Source organism: Paenibacillus sp. 2003, assembly GCF_031455635.1.
In the GTDB taxonomy this organism is placed as follows: domain Bacteria; phylum Bacillota; class Bacilli; order Paenibacillales; family Paenibacillaceae; genus Paenibacillus; species Paenibacillus amylolyticus_B.
On record NZ_JAVDTB010000017.1, the window covers coordinates 14,233 to 31,295 of the forward strand.

16 protein-coding genes and 13 tRNA genes are annotated in these 17,063 nt (G+C 48.1%); 5 read left to right on the forward strand and 24 right to left on the reverse strand.

Features of this window, described 5'->3' with window-relative positions; translation table 11 throughout:
- Nucleotides 1-84: 84 nt before the first annotated feature.
- A complete protein-coding gene (locus J2X75_RS29985) occupies nucleotides 85-534 on the reverse strand; it encodes an SRPBCC family protein (protein WP_310343273.1) in 450 nt (149 codons plus the stop codon).
- Between the two features lie 256 nt (nucleotides 535-790).
- Between J2X75_RS29985 and J2X75_RS29990 the strand changes: the two genes are divergently transcribed.
- Both J2X75_RS29990 and J2X75_RS29995 read left to right on the forward strand, forming a co-directional pair.
- On the forward strand, nucleotides 791-1,528 hold the full coding sequence (locus J2X75_RS29990; RefSeq protein WP_310343276.1) for a WecB/TagA/CpsF family glycosyltransferase: 738 nt from the start codon (nucleotides 791-793) through the stop codon (nucleotides 1,526-1,528).
- Between the two features lie 28 nt (nucleotides 1,529-1,556).
- Nucleotides 1,557-2,396 (forward strand): DUF6597 domain-containing transcriptional factor, encoded by an 840-nt coding sequence (locus J2X75_RS29995; RefSeq protein WP_310343278.1) that lies wholly within the window; start codon nucleotides 1,557-1,559, stop codon nucleotides 2,394-2,396.
- Between the two features lie 16 nt (nucleotides 2,397-2,412).
- Here J2X75_RS29995 and J2X75_RS30000 read toward each other — a convergent pair whose 3' ends face one another.
- Nucleotides 2,413-2,946: an MOSC domain-containing protein gene (locus tag J2X75_RS30000; protein WP_310343280.1), complete on the reverse strand. Its 534-nt coding sequence runs from the start codon at nucleotides 2,944-2,946 to the stop codon at nucleotides 2,413-2,415.
- Between the two features lie 256 nt (nucleotides 2,947-3,202).
- Between J2X75_RS30000 and J2X75_RS30005 the strand changes: the two genes are divergently transcribed.
- The 3 genes from J2X75_RS30005 (at nucleotide 3,203) to J2X75_RS30015 (ending at nucleotide 5,105) form a co-directional block, all read left to right on the forward strand.
- A complete protein-coding gene (locus J2X75_RS30005; protein ID WP_373428284.1) occupies nucleotides 3,203-3,568 on the forward strand; it encodes a DUF1304 domain-containing protein in 366 nt (121 codons plus the stop codon).
- 115 nt (nucleotides 3,569-3,683) lie between these two features.
- Nucleotides 3,684-4,484 carry a DUF4261 domain-containing protein gene (locus tag J2X75_RS30010; protein WP_310343285.1) on the forward strand — a complete coding sequence of 267 codons (801 nt, stop codon included), beginning with the start codon at nucleotides 3,684-3,686 and terminating at the stop codon, nucleotides 4,482-4,484.
- A 261-nt stretch (nucleotides 4,485-4,745) separates the two neighbouring features.
- A complete protein-coding gene (locus tag J2X75_RS30015) occupies nucleotides 4,746-5,105 on the forward strand; it encodes a hypothetical protein (protein ID WP_310343287.1) in 360 nt (119 codons plus the stop codon).
- Between the two features lie 149 nt (nucleotides 5,106-5,254).
- Here the strand turns inward: J2X75_RS30015 and J2X75_RS30020 are convergent, their stop codons facing one another.
- The 22 genes from J2X75_RS30020 to J2X75_RS30125 form a co-directional block, all read right to left on the reverse strand.
- A complete protein-coding gene (locus J2X75_RS30020) occupies nucleotides 5,255-5,758 on the reverse strand; it encodes a GNAT family N-acetyltransferase (RefSeq protein WP_310343290.1) in 504 nt (167 codons plus the stop codon).
- Nucleotides 5,755-6,282, reverse strand: coding sequence for a hypothetical protein (locus J2X75_RS30025; protein WP_310343293.1), 528 nt, complete (start codon nucleotides 6,280-6,282; stop codon nucleotides 5,755-5,757). The genes J2X75_RS30020 and J2X75_RS30025 overlap by 4 nt, the downstream gene beginning before the upstream one ends.
- A gap of 331 nt (nucleotides 6,283-6,613) precedes the next feature.
- Nucleotides 6,614-7,621, reverse strand: coding sequence for a LacI family DNA-binding transcriptional regulator (locus J2X75_RS30030; RefSeq protein WP_310343296.1), 1,008 nt, complete (start codon nucleotides 7,619-7,621; stop codon nucleotides 6,614-6,616).
- Between the two features lie 126 nt (nucleotides 7,622-7,747).
- Nucleotides 7,748-8,554 carry a 5-deoxy-glucuronate isomerase gene (iolB, locus tag J2X75_RS30035; RefSeq protein ID WP_310343298.1) on the reverse strand — a complete coding sequence of 269 codons (807 nt, stop codon included), beginning with the start codon at nucleotides 8,552-8,554 and terminating at the stop codon, nucleotides 7,748-7,750.
- A gap of 109 nt (nucleotides 8,555-8,663) precedes the next feature.
- Nucleotides 8,664-9,716: an inositol 2-dehydrogenase gene (gene iolG, locus J2X75_RS30040; protein ID WP_310343300.1), complete on the reverse strand. Its 1,053-nt coding sequence runs from the start codon at nucleotides 9,714-9,716 to the stop codon at nucleotides 8,664-8,666.
- Nucleotides 9,717-9,784: 68 nt separating this feature from the next.
- Entirely contained in the window at nucleotides 9,785-11,260 is a 1,476-nt protein-coding gene (locus tag J2X75_RS30045) for a CoA-acylating methylmalonate-semialdehyde dehydrogenase (protein ID WP_310343303.1), read from the reverse strand.
- Between the two features lie 99 nt (nucleotides 11,261-11,359).
- Nucleotides 11,360-12,370: a 5-dehydro-2-deoxygluconokinase gene (gene iolC / locus J2X75_RS30050; protein ID WP_047841171.1), complete on the reverse strand. Its 1,011-nt coding sequence runs from the start codon at nucleotides 12,368-12,370 to the stop codon at nucleotides 11,360-11,362.
- Between the two features lie 199 nt (nucleotides 12,371-12,569).
- Nucleotides 12,570-13,472 (reverse strand): myo-inosose-2 dehydratase, encoded by a 903-nt coding sequence (gene iolE / locus J2X75_RS30055; protein ID WP_310343310.1) that lies wholly within the window; start codon nucleotides 13,470-13,472, stop codon nucleotides 12,570-12,572.
- A 52-nt stretch (nucleotides 13,473-13,524) separates the two neighbouring features.
- Nucleotides 13,525-15,390: a 3D-(3,5/4)-trihydroxycyclohexane-1,2-dione acylhydrolase (decyclizing) gene (gene iolD, locus J2X75_RS30060; RefSeq protein ID WP_310343313.1), complete on the reverse strand. Its 1,866-nt coding sequence runs from the start codon at nucleotides 15,388-15,390 to the stop codon at nucleotides 13,525-13,527.
- A 391-nt stretch (nucleotides 15,391-15,781) separates the two neighbouring features.
- Nucleotides 15,782-15,852: transfer RNA gene (locus J2X75_RS30065), tRNA-Gly, on the reverse strand.
- A 10-nt stretch (nucleotides 15,853-15,862) separates the two neighbouring features.
- Nucleotides 15,863-15,936 (reverse strand) — tRNA-Pro (locus J2X75_RS30070).
- Nucleotides 15,937-15,943: 7 nt separating this feature from the next.
- Nucleotides 15,944-16,022, reverse strand: a tRNA-Leu gene (locus J2X75_RS30075).
- 17 nt (nucleotides 16,023-16,039) lie between these two features.
- Nucleotides 16,040-16,116, reverse strand: a tRNA-Arg gene (locus J2X75_RS30080).
- A gap of 7 nt (nucleotides 16,117-16,123) precedes the next feature.
- Nucleotides 16,124-16,198: transfer RNA gene (locus tag J2X75_RS30085), tRNA-Gly, on the reverse strand.
- A gap of 10 nt (nucleotides 16,199-16,208) precedes the next feature.
- Nucleotides 16,209-16,289 (reverse strand) — tRNA-Leu (locus J2X75_RS30090).
- A gap of 6 nt (nucleotides 16,290-16,295) precedes the next feature.
- Nucleotides 16,296-16,371: transfer RNA gene (locus J2X75_RS30095), tRNA-Lys, on the reverse strand.
- Nucleotides 16,372-16,380: 9 nt separating this feature from the next.
- Nucleotides 16,381-16,466 (reverse strand) — tRNA-Tyr (locus tag J2X75_RS30100).
- Nucleotides 16,467-16,475: 9 nt separating this feature from the next.
- Nucleotides 16,476-16,551: transfer RNA gene (locus J2X75_RS30105), tRNA-Thr, on the reverse strand.
- Nucleotides 16,552-16,571: 20 nt separating this feature from the next.
- Nucleotides 16,572-16,647, reverse strand: a tRNA-Phe gene (locus J2X75_RS30110).
- A 132-nt stretch (nucleotides 16,648-16,779) separates the two neighbouring features.
- Nucleotides 16,780-16,857 (reverse strand) — tRNA-Asp (locus J2X75_RS30115).
- A 25-nt stretch (nucleotides 16,858-16,882) separates the two neighbouring features.
- Nucleotides 16,883-16,956 (reverse strand) — tRNA-Met (locus J2X75_RS30120).
- Nucleotides 16,957-16,972: 16 nt separating this feature from the next.
- A tRNA-Val gene (locus tag J2X75_RS30125) sits at nucleotides 16,973-17,048 on the reverse strand.
- Nucleotides 17,049-17,063 lie beyond the last annotated feature (15 nt).

The following is a 17,063-nucleotide window of genomic DNA, read 5'->3' on the forward strand; positions in this document are numbered from 1 at the left end:
AACCAGCGCTGAATCAGCACTGGTCCTTATATTAAATGCCTTTATTTTTATGAAAATAAATCCTAAATGACTGCCTCTTACCAGCTACCAGCCAAAATTTAGTGTTTTCCCCGTCTCCACCCAAGTTTTGATGCTGCTTAGAATCATCCACCAGCTGCTCTGTGCATTCGCATAGGAAGGATGGTTATCTGTAAATTGATCATTAATTAGTGTCAGCTTCGTACACTCACCTACAGTCTCCAACTGGAAGACCACTCTGGATTGAAGCTCGGCATGATTCGCATGGTACGATGGTCCGGGATGCTCCTGATAGCTGAGTGTGGACAACGGTTCAAATTCCAATATATCTCCATACACATGGACAGTCTCCGCACCATCATTGCCCGGCCCTACATAAGCAAACGGTTGACCTGGTTGGAAATTGGTACGAAGTTCGCTACCGAAAAAACTATTCCGTGTGCCGTCTGGTGATATTAGAGCATTCCACACGTCTTCCAGTCCTGCGTTGATATAGAATTCATATTTCAGTTCCATAGACTCACTCCCTTTATGTATTGGATACGCGATCTGCCAACCTCGCACTCCTATCCTATCGTTATACCCCAAAGGCCGTATTGTAAAAACGCGACAACAGGTAAAATATAAGCTCTTTATGTTTTTGGATAGTTATACCATGATCCAAACGGATTGCGCCCATATAGTGCTTTTTCAGAAGATCAGATATACTAAACTGGAATGAAATAACAGGGCTGTTGAAGATGATGAGACTAATTTAGAAAGGAAATGAGACATGAGCCACTCAACAAATATTATGGGTATTCCTTTTCCCAATGTCACGATGGATCAAACCGTTGCCATTCTTGGTGAAGTCGTGGATCAGGAAAGAAATGAACTCTTCCATGTCATCACAGGCAATCCCGAGATTGTTATGTCCTGTCAGAAGAATGCCCCTCTTCGCCAAGTCGTCGATCAAGCCGGGTTAGTTACTGCTGACGGTGCTGGCATTGTGATGATATCTCGTCTGCGGGGCGGACAATTGACTGAACGGGTAACCGGCTGTGATCTGTTGTTTCGTTTATTGGAGGAAGGCGATCAAAAACACTGGTCATTCTACATGCTGGGAGCAGAGGAAAGCGTCAGTGAACAGGCAGTAAAGGTCATTGCGCAGCGTTACCCCGGAGTTATCGTAAAAGGTAGACACCATGGTTATTTCCAGGCAGATGAGGAACAACAGATTGTGGAAGAGATTGGTACTGCTCAACCAGACTTTCTTATCGTGGCTCTTGGCGCACCCCATGCGGAACACTGGATTAACAAGTATCGCCACCAGTTGAACGCTCGTGTAGCCATAGGTGTTGGAGGCAGTCTGGATATCGTGGTAGGCAAAACCAAACGTGCCCCTGCGATATGGCAGAAGCTTAATCTGGAATGGCTCTATCGCCTTCTCAGTCAACCTTCGAGATGGCGCAGACAACTCATTTTACCCCGTTTTGCTGTGCGGGCATTGTTGTTCAGAGAACCTAAATAATGTGAGATGAGCAGGAGGGATGATTCGGATGAAACAGGTAGAACAAGTGGACAGACCAAGTATGGGCCTGCTGAATCTGAATGAAGGTGATCATAAATATCAACTGACACGCCATGCTCCTTCCGAAGCACTTCGCCCTTTTGTTAAACATTACTGGATCGTATCGTGGGATCTGACTGGACTTGAACCGTATCCCCAACATGTCGTGCCTAACCCCTGTGTCAATCTGGTTGTGGAACGGAACAATACGTTTTTCTTCGGACCATCGGGACGTAAATTCTCCTATCTTGTGAGCGGAAAAGGTCGTGTATTTGGCGTGAAGTTCAGACCAGGAGGGTTTTATCCCTTCCTCCGGGTTCCTGTCTCTTCATTGTACGGACAGCCGATGAATGTATCCAATATTCTTGACGTCACAGCGGAGTCCTTGGAAGACCGGCTTCTTGGGGCGGGGGATGATGCGGATAAAACCAGTTATATCGACCAGCTATTATGTGCGCACCTTCCTGCTGAAGATGCTCAAGCGAGAATGGTTCACGATATTGTGCAACAGATTGAACAGAACCGGGAGATGCTGAGAGTAGATGATCTGTCTTCCTATTGGAATATGCATACCCGAAAGCTTCAACGCCTGTTCAATCAGTATGTGGGCATCGGACCCAAAACCGTAATCAAGTTGTATCGTCTGCAAAATGCTGCAGAATGGATGGACCGCGGTCTTCACTGTGACCTGATTAAGCTATCTCAGGATCTTGGATATCATGATCAATCCCATTTCATCCGAGATTTCAAGTCCATTATTGGCAGTACACCAGAGGAATACTTACACTCTAGACATCCGCATGGTGAGCGCCGAGGGCTGATCAATTAGAAACCTGTCCTGAAAATCAGGACAGGTGAATGGCTTCTATGGTATCCCCCGTGTGAATTACACCTTCCCGTTCAACCGAGCACACAATCCCACGTTTTTTGCGAGCCGCAGGCACGAATTTTTTGCGCAAACCGTCCTGTTCGTAGAATTGTTCAATCATTTTCCCCGGATGTACACAGGGAAGGTTCTCCCCTTCACATATTAACCCTGTCCCGTTTGGAAATAGGAGCCGCGTTCCAGCAGGCAGTTCCGTCAATCGATCAATGCCACGGACCAGTATATTGGCACCAAGCCACTCTGGACGCACTTCAGGAATGTTCATTTTCTCAGCAATAAGAGCACATTCTTCCTCGGACACAATACTGATCTGGCGGCGATTCGCAATCGGTGTACCGCGCTTGTAGATTTTCTGACGTGAGTCCGCCGGACGAAGCAGACCATAATGACGGTCACCTGGAATTCCTGCAAGCTCAATGTCGATAAAAGGTACAACTCGGGTCACAAATGTGGATGGATCATCAGCCAACAGGACAAATTGAACCGTTCCCATAATAATCTCCTCCCTTTCCTGAGCAATATCACTTCTTTATTGTTCATTATTACCCAATGAATGGATTGTCGACAATCGGCGTATGCTTAGCTTTGTAACCATTATTAATTTCAACATCATAACTCAACTGGAAAACGATAAATATTTTTAATAATACACAATTAAATTGTTACAAATTAAATTTGCTCTTTCCGTTCTTGTTGCAAACATTTATACTAGGATGGACAAGTAAATAAATTACATATCAGAAAGCAAGGTGTTTCCTTTGATTAGTATCATTTTTGTAGCTCTTGTAGCTGTCGAACACTTCTATATCATGGTGATGGAGATGTTTATGTGGACTCGTCCACGCACAATGAAAACCTTTAATCTCACGCCGGAATTCGCCAAATCCACCAAATCTCTCGCGGCCAATCAAGGTCTCTACAATGGATTTCTTGCGGCAGGTCTGATCTGGGGACTCGTATATCCGGATGCTGCCGTTGGACAGCATATTCAGATTTTCTTCCTGGCGTGTGTGATCATTGCGGCTCTTTATGGAGGAGCAACTTCTTCACGGTCGATCATTATCAAACAAGGTTTGCCTGCGATCATTACGTTGTTGCTAGTTCTGTTCCTGTAATTTCTGTCGAATGGTGCATTGCTTCGATTCATGTTAACTCCTTTATGGTAAGGTAGTGAATAGATAGTAGTGTACAATGACCAGAATCAATCTGGGATCGGAAGGAGAACATGTCATGGGATTGTTTGACAAGCTTCGGCGGCGCAAAAAGGAGAAGGTACCTGCAGGTGGTGCTGTCGAATCGACAGATTACAGTGAAACCATCGTGGGTTTTGTCCTGCTGGAGCGTGACGATTGTGATTTTGACCTCTTCATCAGGAACATGAAAAACGAATGGGATATCGAGATTGAAGAACGCCCGGAGGAGGGCAATCTCTTTTTCGAAGTGAATGGAATGCAGGTGGTATGTGCCCACATTGCCGCGCCTGTGCCTGACCGTGAAGTTGAGGTGAATGCCAAACTCAACATCCTTTGGCGGGAAGCGGAGCAAGTTACCTCACGGCACCAGTCTCAGATTATTGTCTCTGTTCTGAACGCATCAAATGCTATTGATGGACATGTTCTGTTCACTCAAACAGCGAGTGCCTTGTTACAGTTGGATCACGCGCTGGCCATATACATGGCCCCACTTGTTGTTGAAGCCAGTCAATATGTCGAAACCAGCCGTGGGATCAAACATGATGAGTTGCCAGTCTCGCTCTGGATTTTCATCGGACTATTCCAAAATGCCGAAGGCGCTTCAGCTTACACTTACGGACTACGTAACTTTGGAAAAGAAGAGATGGAGATTATGCAATCGTCTGAATCCTTAAGCGATGTATTTGAGATGATGTTTATGACCACAACGTATGTGGTTGAAAACGACGTCACACTGCATGATGGGGAAACACTAGGCTTCTCGGCAGAACAAAAGCTGAGCATTTCCCTTTCCAAAGGTGTAGCAACGGAAGGTAACAGTTTGAAGATTGGCTTCTAATTTAAGTAGTTATCTTAACTTTATCGTGTCACAGTTATAGAAGCCGTCTGGAGTTCATACTCTGGGCGGCTTTTAGCTATTCAACCTTCCTCCCAATGACGATATGATAACAATCCCTGAATTTAACTCCCCTAGGAAAAAGTAGTCCATAAGAACCACTATATTGTGAATTCAGTTTTCATTCTCGTTATAAAAAGGTATAATTAATAGGCTTATAGTCTCATATATTACATATTATTTTATTATCGAGGAGTTGCCTATATGTCTGTTAGACGTTTGGATTCAACTAAACCTATTATTGAAATTATCTGGGAAGGTATTGTTTCTCCTGAACATGTCGAACAAGCAAATACAGAAATCCAGAGAATAGCGGAACAATTGGGAAATTCGTTTGATGTGCTCGTGGACATGAGAAATATGAAGGCATTTCCCCAGGATACAAAAGAAAAAATTGTGGAACATCAGAAATTACTGACACAGTGGGGTATGCAGCGAGCCAGTGTAGCCGTAGGTGGTGCGATCGCCAAAATGCAATTGAATCGGATTTCCAAAGAATCGGCGCACCAGACTGAATTCCAATGGGAAACGTATGACGAGGCTTTGGCATTTTTGTTGAAATAATATTGAAGTGATACGGCGTAAGTATAAAAGAGAGCTACCGATGCTGTACATGGCACAAAGGAAGAGGCGTTCCCCATGAGGAAGCGCCTTTTTCTTTTGCAGTTCCACGTGGCTTGCTCAGTTTTGCCAGTGATACGACCGCTCCTCATTTAAGATTCAAGTTTACTTACACGCACCATCGTTACCGATGTACCATTTAGGGACTCCTCCACGAATCCTAACCGCTTATATAAGCGAATCGCTTGGTTATCCGGGTCAACACTGAGCGAGACTGCTCCAATTCCCCGCCGTTCAACCTCATCTAATGCGGTCTGAAGCAATGAGGTGCCTACTCCTTTTCCACGCGCATCTTCCGTTACAGCCATCCCCATCTCTGGCGTAGCTGCATTCACGTATCCCGCATTCTGATCCGTATAGAATCTTAACGTTATTGAACCTAGTCTCTTGCCTTGCTGGTCAACTGCAACATACCCGAAATCCCCTTCTCTTCCCCAATCTTCAACGTATTTGGACAGTCCGGGAGTATGAATACTTTCGATTGAAAAAGGTTCATCACCTTCTCTTCTATGCAGGGATGCGTATAACATCTCCCACAGAAAGGGGATATCCTGTTCTTCAATAGGGCGTACATAATAGTTGGATATGATGGTCATGTTTGCTCCTCCTTCAGCTTTCCAAAAAGGCGGTCCATCTCATTCAGATCAAACTCATTGGTAATCTCGTAGTCCTCAAGTTCGTCTCTCGTTTTCGCCTCATTGTAGATGGAGATGGAATTTTCATTATAAAACGTCAGTCCGAATCCATCGGTAAAGCGACCTTCTTTATTAATGGTAAGTCGCCACTCATAGTAATGCGGATTCCTTTCGGAAACGTCGAATTCCCCTACTCTTTTAAGTTCAACATCCTTTAATAGCTTCAGCATGTCTCTAATCTCTTTGGGATCTGTAATCGATATTTCATCATCTTCATTATCCGGATCTGTACTTGATATTTTCCTAATCGTCAGTCGATCCAATGTATCCAGCATCGTCATATGATCTGTGACCTCTGCTCGAAACGTCGTATGTTTGCTAGGGATATACATAGTATATTGACCAGAGGTATACATACGCACTGCAATAGCTAAAAAAACAATAATCATGGCGATACCCATAATCATCTTGATTCGTCTACTCATCCCAATCCCCTCTCTATATCTACACAAAACATATAAATTGGTAATTATTGATATATTCCAGTATAACATCTCACTCTTTCTGTTCCAATGTCATTTCTTATCTCTGGTTCCTCAATTACGATGACGTTTTGGGCTAAACTAAAAATTAAAGATTTAAATGAACAAGCCGCATTCTCCCATAGGGTGAACGCGGCTTGTTTGTTACTTTGTTATATTGTTTTATTACCTATTCAGAACCAGGTAAGACGATAACCCTTATCCCGAGCATGAATATGACACACGTAGACTTGGCCTCACAACTGATCAGGTTACATCAGAAACCTAATTGTTTTCAACTTAATACACGACCTGCTGATTCTCGGATAACCAGCTCAGGCTTCAGCACAATCTTCTTTGGCTCTTTTTGTTCATCCTTTAACTCTTCAATCAACAGATCTACAGCGCAATGTCCCAGTTCTTCAATTGGCTGGGCAACGGTCGTAAGCGGTGGACTGGTTACTGAAGCCAGAATGGTATTATCAAACCCGATAATCGACACATCCTCTGGCACGCTTAGGCCCAGCTCTTTGGCTGCCTGAAGTGCACCAATGGCCTGAATGTCACTACAACAGAACAAACCTGTCGGGTGATCCTTCTCACCGAGCAGCAGTAACGCCTCTTTTTTGGCCGAGCTCAGGTCAGCTGCCGATTCTCGGATCTGACTCGGTTCCAACGTATGACCTGCCTTAATCAGTGTTTCACGGAATCCGCGTACACGTTCCTGACTGCTGCTGACTTTGGACGGTTCCGACAGCACTGCTACACGGGTGTGCCCAAGTTCAAGCAGATGCTGTGCTGCGAGTGCTCCGCCAAGTATGTCGTCAATGGTGACCGTATGTACCGATAGGGATGGCATATGACGGGCAATCAGAGCAACAGGGATGGACTGCTGCAAGAGGGGTGACAAAATTTCGGCATTATCGATTCCGGTTCCGATCATCATGCCATCGACCCTTTTTTGCTGGAGCAGATTCAGATAACGCTCTACCCGCTCGTCCTTATTATCCGTACTGCAGATGACCACGCTGTAACCCAATTGACGGCTTCGATCCTCGACCGCTCTGGCGAGTTCTGCGAAATACGGGTTTGAGATATCCGGTACGAGCAGCCCCAATGTATACGTCTGCTTACCTGTAAGTGCAGCTGCGATCGCGCTGGGTTGATAATGAAGGCGTTCCATGATCTCCATAATCTCGGCGCGCCGCTTTTCACTGATCTTGCCTTTGCCATTAATGACCTGCGAGACGGTTGCAATGGATACACCCGCCTCGCGTGCTATATCGTATATGGTTGCTTTCATTGTTTTTCCCCATTTGTGCTATATATAAATTTCGTTATACATAGATAATTGTTCTCTTCTCATTATGCAGGGGGAAGTCTGCATACGCAACTTGAAGCCAGCACAATGTGCGTAGCATGAACTGCTTTACTTTTTCATCAACCACTCATGGTCAGGGTCATTATGGAATTTCCAGGTCCGGGTTGGTCCAGCCATCACGTTCAGATAGTAGACCTCATACCCCGGAGGAGCACCTACCGGATGATATCCGTCCGGAACAAGCACCACTTCTCCGTTCTTCACTGCAAGCGTCTCATCCACAGAACGATCATCCGTGTATATGCGCTGAATGGCAAACCCCTGCTCAGGCTGCACACGGAAATAATACGTTTCTTCCAGCAAAGATTCATCCGGGAGTGCGTCCCGATCATGCTTATGTGGCGGATAACTAGACCAATGCCCATCTGGTGTGAACACCTCAACAACGAGCAAACTGTCCGCTTCCTTTTGTTCCGGCAAAATGTTGTGAATCTGGCGCTCCAGATTGCCATACCCCCGTGCCTCTACCCCTACATCTTCGGGTGTAATGAGACGAGCCGGGTACGTGCCTTTACCGGGTGCAACACATATAGCGATTTCCAGTTCGGTACGTGCTGTGATCTGTACTTGATCGGAAATTGAGACGTAGACCGAGTACGGAGGTATTTTCTCGAAAACACTCATTCTTTTTCCGATATTATCCCATGTGTGCTCCCGGGTACTTACATTGGCGAAACCACTGAGAAGCACCACACAGAGTTCCTGATCACCGCTCTCACGGGTTAGCGTCTCCCCCTCCGCCAGCTTCGCTACCTGAAAGCCAACATATTCCCACCCAGCCGACTCCGGTGTTACGTTTATAAGTGTACCGTCTCCCTCCGGGTTGACCACGGGTTTCACAATACGTTCTGACATCTTGCCATCCACTCCTTTCTGTAATCGTCCACAACAACCTGTTACTTATAAAAAACAAAAACTTGGACTATTCATGCCCTCTATTCAAAGAAGTGACTTTAATCATCCACTATGGCATTGCCGTTTGCGATTCCAGTGACATCCCAGGAACTTCACTCAGCTTCACAGGTCTTCCCCGCTCCATGGACAGTTTTGCTGCCAGCGCAATTCGTTCTGCCTGTACTGCATCGTGGCCATCTACGATAACCGGTGTATCATGGATGATTGCATCGATAAAGAGGGCTGTCTCCTGTACATACGCTTCATTGTAGCGTTCCAGGAAAAAGTGCAATGGTTTGTCGCGCATGAGTCCGGCCGCTGTACTGATCTCAGCCGTATTCGGATGATCATTCGCCGCTGCTGCGCTGCCCATCGAACCAAATACTTCAACACGCTGGTCATACCCATATACAGCCTGACGGCTGTTATCAATAACACCAATCGCTCCATTAGCAAAGGTCATCGTAACAATTGCCGTATCCACATCGCCATGTTCTGCAAAGACCGGATTGATCAGCACGTTGCCCTGAGCGTACACTTCTTCCACTTCACTCCCGGACAGATACCGAGCCATGTCAAAATCGTGGATCATCATGTCCATGAAGATCCCGCCAGACACCCGGATATACTCCGCAGGCGGTGGACTCGGGTCGCGAGAGGTAATTTTGATAATATGCGGATCACCGATCGTACCATCCTGCACATGTGCCCTTACCCGTCTGAAGTTGTGATCAAAGCGGCGGTTAAAACCAATTTGCAGCTTCACGCCAGCCTTTTGAACTGCTGCTACTGCCGCTTGGGTCTGTGCCAGATCCATGCTGACCGGCTTCTCGCAGAAGATGTGTTTGCCCGCCTGGGCGGCCTGTTCGATCAGCGGCACATGTGTATCTGTTGAAGAACAGATCAGTACCGCGTCTACATTAGGCATCGAGATCAACTGGCTGCTATCCGTTGTTACAACAGGGATGCCACGGTCGGAGGCCCAAGCCTCCAATTCAGGACCTGCAAACAAGTCACTGATTCCCACAATCTCGGCATGCGGGTTGCGCAGGAGATTGTCTGCATGAATTTTGCCGATCCGTCCAGCACCGATGATGCCAATTCTCACTTTGTCCTTGCCCATTCCGTTATCCTCCCTATGTGCGTCCATATGGGCTAGGCGTTCCCTTAGCCCGAGTAATGCTCTGGTTGTTACCAGCGCGCCGTTACCATCTTCTTGCGAGTGTAGAATTCAACACCATCCGTGCCATTGGCGTGCAGATCACCGTAGAAGGACTTCTTCCAACCGGAAAACGGGAAAAATGCCATTGGCGCAGGTACTCCCAGGTTAATACCCAACATGCCCGCATCAATTGTTTCACGGAATTGACGCATACTCGCCCCGCTGCGGGTGAACAGACACGCCCCGTTGGCAAAATCAGAACGGTTCGCCAGCTCAACGGCTTCCTCCAGTGTAGACACTCTTGCCACCGAGAGTACCGGAGCAAAGATCTCATCCTGCCAGATTTTCATATTGCTATCAACTTGGTCAAATACCGTTGGCCCTACAAAATAACCGGATTCACCTGTCGCCTGATCCTTACGTCCATCCCGAATCAATGCCGCGCCTTCCTGCTCTCCGGCTTCAATGTAACTGAGTGTACGCTCTTTATGTGGTCCACGGATGACAGGACCGAGGAACACGCCCTCATCCATGCCGTTACCAATGGTAATGCGGTCTGCCGCTTCCACCAGCTTTTGTACCAGTTCGTCAGCCACATCACCCACAGCCACAACAACCGCACATGCCATGCAACGCTCCCCTGCTGAACCAAAAGCTGCACTAGTAATCTCTTTCACGGTTAGATCGAGATCGGCGTCCGGCATAACGATGGAGTGGTTTTTGGCACCAGCCAGTGCCTGTACCCGTTTGCCATGCTTGGATGCAGTAGTGTAGACGTATTCAGCCACAGGTTGTGATCCGACAAAGGAGATCGCTTGAATATCCTTATGTTCCAGCAACCCGTTCACGACATCATGCGCACCGTGTACGATATTGAGCACGCCATCCGGAAGCCCTGCTTCCTTAAACAGCTCTGCCAGGCGGCCTGCCAGTAGCGGTGTACGCTCGGACGGCTTCAGGACAAAGGTGTTACCGCACGCAATAGCCAGTGGGAACATCCAGCACGGCACCATCATCGGGAAGTTGAATGGGGTAATCCCCCCAATTACGCCGATTGGGTAACGATACATGCCCGACTCCAGTCCTGTCGCGATATCAGGCAGTTGTTTGCCCATCATCAGATTCGGGGCACCAGCCGCAAACTCGACGCATTCAATGCCACGCAATACCTCGCCGTACGCTTCGGCATAACTTTTACCGTTCTCCAGCGTCACCAGGCGAGCCAGCTCTTCCCAATGTTCAACCAGCAGCTGCTGGTAGCGGAACAGAATACGTGCACGGCGTGGAACCGGTGTGCCGCTCCAGGACTTGAACGCTTCCCGTGCCGTCTGTACGGCGAGATCTACGTCCGCTTGTTCAGACAGTGGCACATGTGCAATAACCTCTTCTGTAGCTGGATTCACAACCGGCTCGGTACGAGTTGACACTGGGGTTACCCAGGCACCTCCGATCCAGTTTTGTACCATTGTCACTGTTGCAGACGCTTCAGAAATTCCTTTTCCCATAGCCCTGTCTCCCTTCGCTTATGTGTGATCCCTTATGTTGAACTTATATCATTGATGTTGATCTGTATGAGTGTGTTATTCAAAGTATTGCAACGAGCTTCAAGACACGGTGATCTCGCCCCGATTGCAACGTTCGATGTAGTCATTCACCTGTTCCACCGTTGGCATCGCATCCGAACAGCTGTGGCTCGAAATGACGATACTTGCTGCGCCACTGCCATACGCCATACTGCGCTCAATCGTCCAGCCCTGCATCAATCCATATAGGAACCCGGCCGCATAGGAGTCGCCTGCTCCGAACGTTTTGACCACTTTTGCCGGATAGCTGTCCGCACGGTGGGAAAGCCCTTCACGCGTATAAGCAATGGAGCCTTCCTTGCCGTGTTTGATTACTACAATATTCGCTGAGAAATCAAACCATTTCTGTGCAGTCACCTGATCGCTATGATCCGGATTATGGTCGAATGTCTCCATCATGTCGAACTCTTCGCGTGTACCGAGGATGATGTCGCATTTCTCGGCTGCGAGGTTATAATATACCGCTGTCTCTTCGTCTGATGTCCATGTGTATGGGCGATAGTCCAGATCAAACACAATAACTGTGCCATGTTTTTTCGCATACGTTAGTGCCTGTAACACAGCTTCACGGGATGGGCTCTGCGCGAGGGCTGTGCCTGAGATTAACAGCACTTTGGAGTCAGCGATCAACTGCTCTTGTACCTCTTGCGCCTGTAATAACAGATCCGCTACGTTGTCTCGGTACATCAGGATACTGCAATCCGTTGGGCTTTTGATTTCGGTAAAAGCAAGCCCTGTCACCGCTCCGGTGTCATCTGTAACTACATTCGATGTGTCGATGCCGTTCTTCTCCAAATAACTCTGGATGAATCTGCCCATCTGGTCACCCGCGATCTTACCGATAAAAGCCGTCTCCATACCCAGTCTGGACATGCCAATCGTAATATTGGCCGGAGAGCCGCCAACATACTTCGTGAACGTCATCGTCTCTTCCATCGGGCGATTGATCTCATTGGCGTTCAAGTCGATGCACAAGCGGCCAATCGCGGTGAAATCCTTCTTCCTGGATACCGGAAAGGATACGTAAGTCATTGCATGTGAGCCCCTTTCTGTAGTGGGATTTTCCATGTTGTATATGAATATCTAGACTAGTTACTCATTCCATCGTGAGGATTAGTAATCGGCTAGAGTAGGTCAGTTTTATTTTCCAATTGTAATGTTATACTCTTGCTGGCCTTCTTCCTATTTCACTTCATGGGTACGGCCTCTGACCGCTGCAATGCTGAACGAATCAGCTGTGTTGGTGTAACGACTCCATATAGTTCAAAGATCGCTTCGCATACTCATACGGGTTATGAATTGCAGGGTCCTGCTCTCCTTCAAGCATCGCCCAGCCATCATATCCTCGTGTGATCAATTCCTGAAGAATGGGAGCAAAATCAATGCATCCATCTCCTGGTACGGTGAACACCCCTCTACGAATACAACCAACAAAATCAGACTGTTCCGCACGTGCTTCATCCAGCACATGCGGGCGGATATCTTTCAGATGGATATAGGCGATCCGATCATAATGTTTGCGCAGCAGCTCAAGTGGATCGGCTCCGCCATAGTAGGCATGACCAGTATCATAGAGCAGATACACGAGAGAAGGGTCTGTCAGCTCCATCAGTCGATCAATTTCATCCGGTTGCTCTACCACTGTGCCTCCATGATGATGGTACGTAAGCTTCAACCCGTATTCACGTGCAATAGCTCCTGCTTCGTTCAACCCTTCAGCAAGGATATGCCATTCAGATTCGCTGAGTCTGAGTACTTCTTTTTCATTCGGTGTCCGTCTTGGATCAAAATGAAGTGACCCGCCTACCTCCGCCGTACTGATCACCTTACTACCCATGGATTGCAGAAATTCCGCATGTCTGCGATAACTGTCCAGCTCCGACTGACGATACGCCGGATCGGAGAGAAGTACCGATTTCCACTGAGAGACCAGCTTGATATTCCTTTTGCTCAATTCCTCACGCAATATATCAGGATCGGTTGGATACTTACGCCCCATCTCTGTACCTGTCAGCCCAAGACGCTGAATGTCATCCAGAATCTGTGCACACGTTGTCGCATCACCATGCTCCTTCACATCTTCACCGACCCAATTGATCGGATGAATCCCAAGCTGGAATGGCAGCTTGCTCATTGCTCCACGTCTCCTTTGTCGTTCAACATTGTGGTTCACTATATTAACCGGATTAAATCGGTCTTGCTTTGGCACGGTTGGCTTGCATGGTGTGATGAGCATGAACTACCTTCTCTTCGGCGGATACCTCAGGTACACCCACATTCCACCATGACTCGTATCCACCTGCGTTGGTTCCAGACACGACTGGAATCTCAATCAACGTACTCACTGTTTCGTTCTTCGCATCTCGGAGTGCTTGTTCCAGCTGTTCTGCTGTCTCCGCTCTATAGGATTTGGCTCCCATGCTTCGGGCGTGTGCTGCAAAGTCCATAGGCATGTAATCCCCGGTCAGTCGTCCACTCTCGGATTCCCGATAACGGAACTCATTGCCGAACCCGTCACTACCATGTTCCCGCTGCAAATTATGAATACACTGGAATCCATTGTTATTGAATAAGAGAACGGTCATCTTCTTCTGTTCCTGCAAACTGGTCACAAACTCCGAATGCAGCATCAGATAACTGCCATCACCGACCATGGCGTACACTTCACGATCCGGCTCGGCAAGTGCTGCCCCGAACGCTCCACTTACCTCGTACCCCATACAGGAGAATCCATACTCCATGTGGTATGTCTTTGGTTCAGACGCACGCCACAGACGATGTAGATCACCCGGCAGACTGCCTGCCGCACACACTATAACGGAAGATGGATCAATGGTCCGGTTAACGATGCCAACTGCTGTAGTCTGTGCCAGCCCTGCTTCATGTTGAGCTGCATACAGCCGATCCACTTCTGCATTCCATTCAGCGCGGAGATCAGCAACTTCGGATGCGCCATATGCACTTCGGTATTGTCTTTCCTTCAATTCCTTCTGCAAAGCCTGCAATCCTTCGCGAGCATCTGCCAGAATGGCTTCTCCGCCTAACTTGGCGGCATCCATACTGTTCAGGTTGATGTTGATGAATGAAGCTTCTGGATGCTGAAAAGCAGAGCGGGACGCCGTCGTGAAATCCGAGAACCGCGTACCGACGCCGATCACAACGTCTGCTTCTCTCGCCAGCCTATTGGCTGCCAGAGAACCGGTAACCCCGATGGCCCCCACATTCAGTGGGTGGTCCCAAGAGACTGCGCTCTTGCCCGCCTGCGTTTCGGCGATCGGAATACCAAATGCCTCAGCGAACTCCACGAGTTGAACGGACGCCTCAGAGTACAACACACCGCCGCCTGCAACGAGCAGCGGCTTGCTGCCCCGGGCAATCTGCTCCGTTGCCCGCTCAATGGCCGCCTGTACCGGGGGGCGACGGTCCAGATAATGTACTTTGCGGATGAAGAACGATTCTGGATAATCGTATGCTTCTGCCTGCACATCCTGCGGCAGTGCGAGCGTTACTGCTCCCGTCTCTGCTGGATCGGTTAGCACACGCATCGCCTGTGTAACAGCAATCATCAGCTGTTCGGGACGAACAATGCGATCCCAGTACTTGCTGACGGCTTTGAATGGATCAGTGGCTGAGATTGTATAATCACTGCTCACTTCCAACTGCTGCAGTACCGGGTCCGGTTCCCGTGTAGCAAAGTTGTCTCCAGGAAGCAATAAAACCGGAATTCGGTTCACCGTTGCAGTAGCTGCCGCCGTAATCATATTCAAAGCACCAGGTCCAATGGATGTTGTACATGCATAGATCTGTCTACGGTTCTTCTGCTTGGCATAAGCCGCTGCCGTATGCACCATGCCTTGTTCATTCTTGCCTTGCATATACGTCAGGCTTCCCGGGCTGCGCTCCAGCGCTTCTCCAATGCCTGTTACGTTGCCATGTCCAAAAATACCGATGATTCCCTTCACAAATTTGGTTTCCACCCCGTCAACCGAGATATATTGCTGATCCAGGTATCGAAGCAGTGCCTGAGCCATCGTCAGTCGAATTGTTTTCATGAATTGGTCGCCGTCCTTTCCTCTACGGGTTAAGCGCTTAATCTACGTTAAGTTTAAGCGCCTTACCCCTAAAGGTTAAGCGCTTAATTGATATGGTATTACAGGTTAATGATTTACGCAAGCTATTTTTGTAAGCGTTTTTATGAAATGTGGTAAAGAAAAGATATTCTTGTGTTCGAACATGTGTTAGACCTTCTCTATTTGAACACTTCCACAATGACTAAGAACAGAATTAAAAGAGGCGGGAATATATCTTGAGGATGGGATATATGCTGGTACATGATATTCAGCCATATAATCCGTGATCTTTGTATACAATCATGATCGATATGCCTGTGAATGCAAAAAAAGAAAGAGACGGTGAATACCATCTCTTTCTTTTCAATATATAAGCGGGTGATGGGAATCGAACCCACGCTATTAGCTTGGAAGGCTAAAGTTCTACCATTGAACTACACCCGCATAACAACAATCGGGATGACACGATTTGAACATGCGACCCCCTGGTCCCAAACCAGGTGCTCTACCAAGCTGAGCTACATCCCGTTATCTATACCGGCGAGAGGACTCGAACCTCCACGGTTTCCCACTCGATTTTGAGTCGAGCGCGTCTGCCATTCCGCCACGCCGGCAAAATATGAAGTTATAATGGCGCGCCCTGAGAGATTCGAACTCCCGGCCTTTTGATTCGTAGTCAAACGCTCTATCCAGCTGAGCTAAGGGCGCAAAATATTGGAGCGGAAGACGGGAATCGAACCCGCGACCCTCGCCTTGGCAAGGCGATGCTCTACCGCTGAGCCACTTCCGCAAATAAGGGATGCGCGTGGAGGGACTTGAACCCCCACGTCAAAGACGCTAGATCCTAAGTCTAGTGCGTCTGCCAATTCCGCCACACGCGCATATAATGGTGAGTCATGAAGGGCTCGAACCTTCGACACCCTGATTAAAAGTCAGGTGCTCTACCAACTGAGCTAATGACTCATAGAAAACTGGTGGAGGATGATGGATTCGAACCACCGAACCCGTACGGGAGCAGATTTACAGTCTGATGCGTTTGGCCACTTCGCTAATCCTCCAGGATTACATGGTGCCGGCGAGAGGACTTGAACCCCCAACCTACTGATTACAAGTCAGTTGCTCTACCAGTTGAGCTACACCGGCGTATTACATGGTGTTATAAATGGTGGCTCGGGACGGAATCGAACCGCCGACACGAGGATTTTCAGTCCTCTGCTCTACCGACTGAGCTACCGAGCCTTACTACATTAAAAAAAATGGCGGAACCGACGGGATACTCTCACTTCGTTCGAGACTGCGAAGCTTATGCTCTCGAAGTGAATGCTCCGACGAACCCAAAAACGGATTCTCATCCCTGAAGCATATACAAGATGGCGGAACCGACGGGATTCGAACCCGCGATCTCCTGCGTGACAGGCAGGCATGTTAGGCCAACTACACCACGGTTCCATAGTACTTTCTCAAGGAAAGTTAATTGCGGGGGCAGGATTTGAACCTGCGGCCTTCGGGTTATGAGCCCGACGAGCTACCGGGCTGCTCCACCCCGCGTCATTATAAATGTATATGGTGGAGGCTGAGGGGATCGAACCCCCGACCCTCTGCTTGTAAGGCAGATGCTCTCCCAGCTGAGCTAAGCCTCCATATTATGACCCGTA

Coding starts and splice junctions, on each gene's coding strand:
- J2X75_RS30045 (WP_310343303.1), bottom strand. CDS start 11,260: ATGGGAAAAGGAATTTCTGAAGCGTCTGCAACAGTGACAATGGTACAA.
- iolE (WP_310343310.1), bottom strand. CDS start 13,472: ATGAGCAAGCTGCCATTCCAGCTTGGGATTCATCCGATCAATTGGGTC.
- J2X75_RS29990 (WP_310343276.1), top strand. CDS start 791: ATGAGCCACTCAACAAATATTATGGGTATTCCTTTTCCCAATGTCACG.
- J2X75_RS30015 (WP_310343287.1), top strand. CDS start 4,746: ATGTCTGTTAGACGTTTGGATTCAACTAAACCTATTATTGAAATTATC.
- J2X75_RS30010 (WP_310343285.1), top strand. CDS start 3,684: ATGGGATTGTTTGACAAGCTTCGGCGGCGCAAAAAGGAGAAGGTACCT.
- iolC (WP_047841171.1), bottom strand. CDS start 12,370: ATGACTTACGTATCCTTTCCGGTATCCAGGAAGAAGGATTTCACCGCG.
- J2X75_RS30000 (WP_310343280.1), bottom strand. CDS start 2,946: ATGGGAACGGTTCAATTTGTCCTGTTGGCTGATGATCCATCCACATTT.
- J2X75_RS29995 (WP_310343278.1), top strand. CDS start 1,557: ATGAAACAGGTAGAACAAGTGGACAGACCAAGTATGGGCCTGCTGAAT.
- J2X75_RS30025 (WP_310343293.1), bottom strand. CDS start 6,282: ATGAGTAGACGAATCAAGATGATTATGGGTATCGCCATGATTATTGTT.
- J2X75_RS30020 (WP_310343290.1), bottom strand. CDS start 5,758: ATGACCATCATATCCAACTATTATGTACGCCCTATTGAAGAACAGGAT.
- J2X75_RS30030 (WP_310343296.1), bottom strand. CDS start 7,621: ATGAAAGCAACCATATACGATATAGCACGCGAGGCGGGTGTATCCATT.
- iolD (WP_310343313.1), bottom strand. CDS start 15,390: ATGAAAACAATTCGACTGACGATGGCTCAGGCACTGCTTCGATACCTG.
- iolG (WP_310343300.1), bottom strand. CDS start 9,716: ATGGGCAAGGACAAAGTGAGAATTGGCATCATCGGTGCTGGACGGATC.
- iolB (WP_310343298.1), bottom strand. CDS start 8,554: ATGTCAGAACGTATTGTGAAACCCGTGGTCAACCCGGAGGGAGACGGT.
- J2X75_RS29985 (WP_310343273.1), bottom strand. CDS start 534: ATGGAACTGAAATATGAATTCTATATCAACGCAGGACTGGAAGACGTG.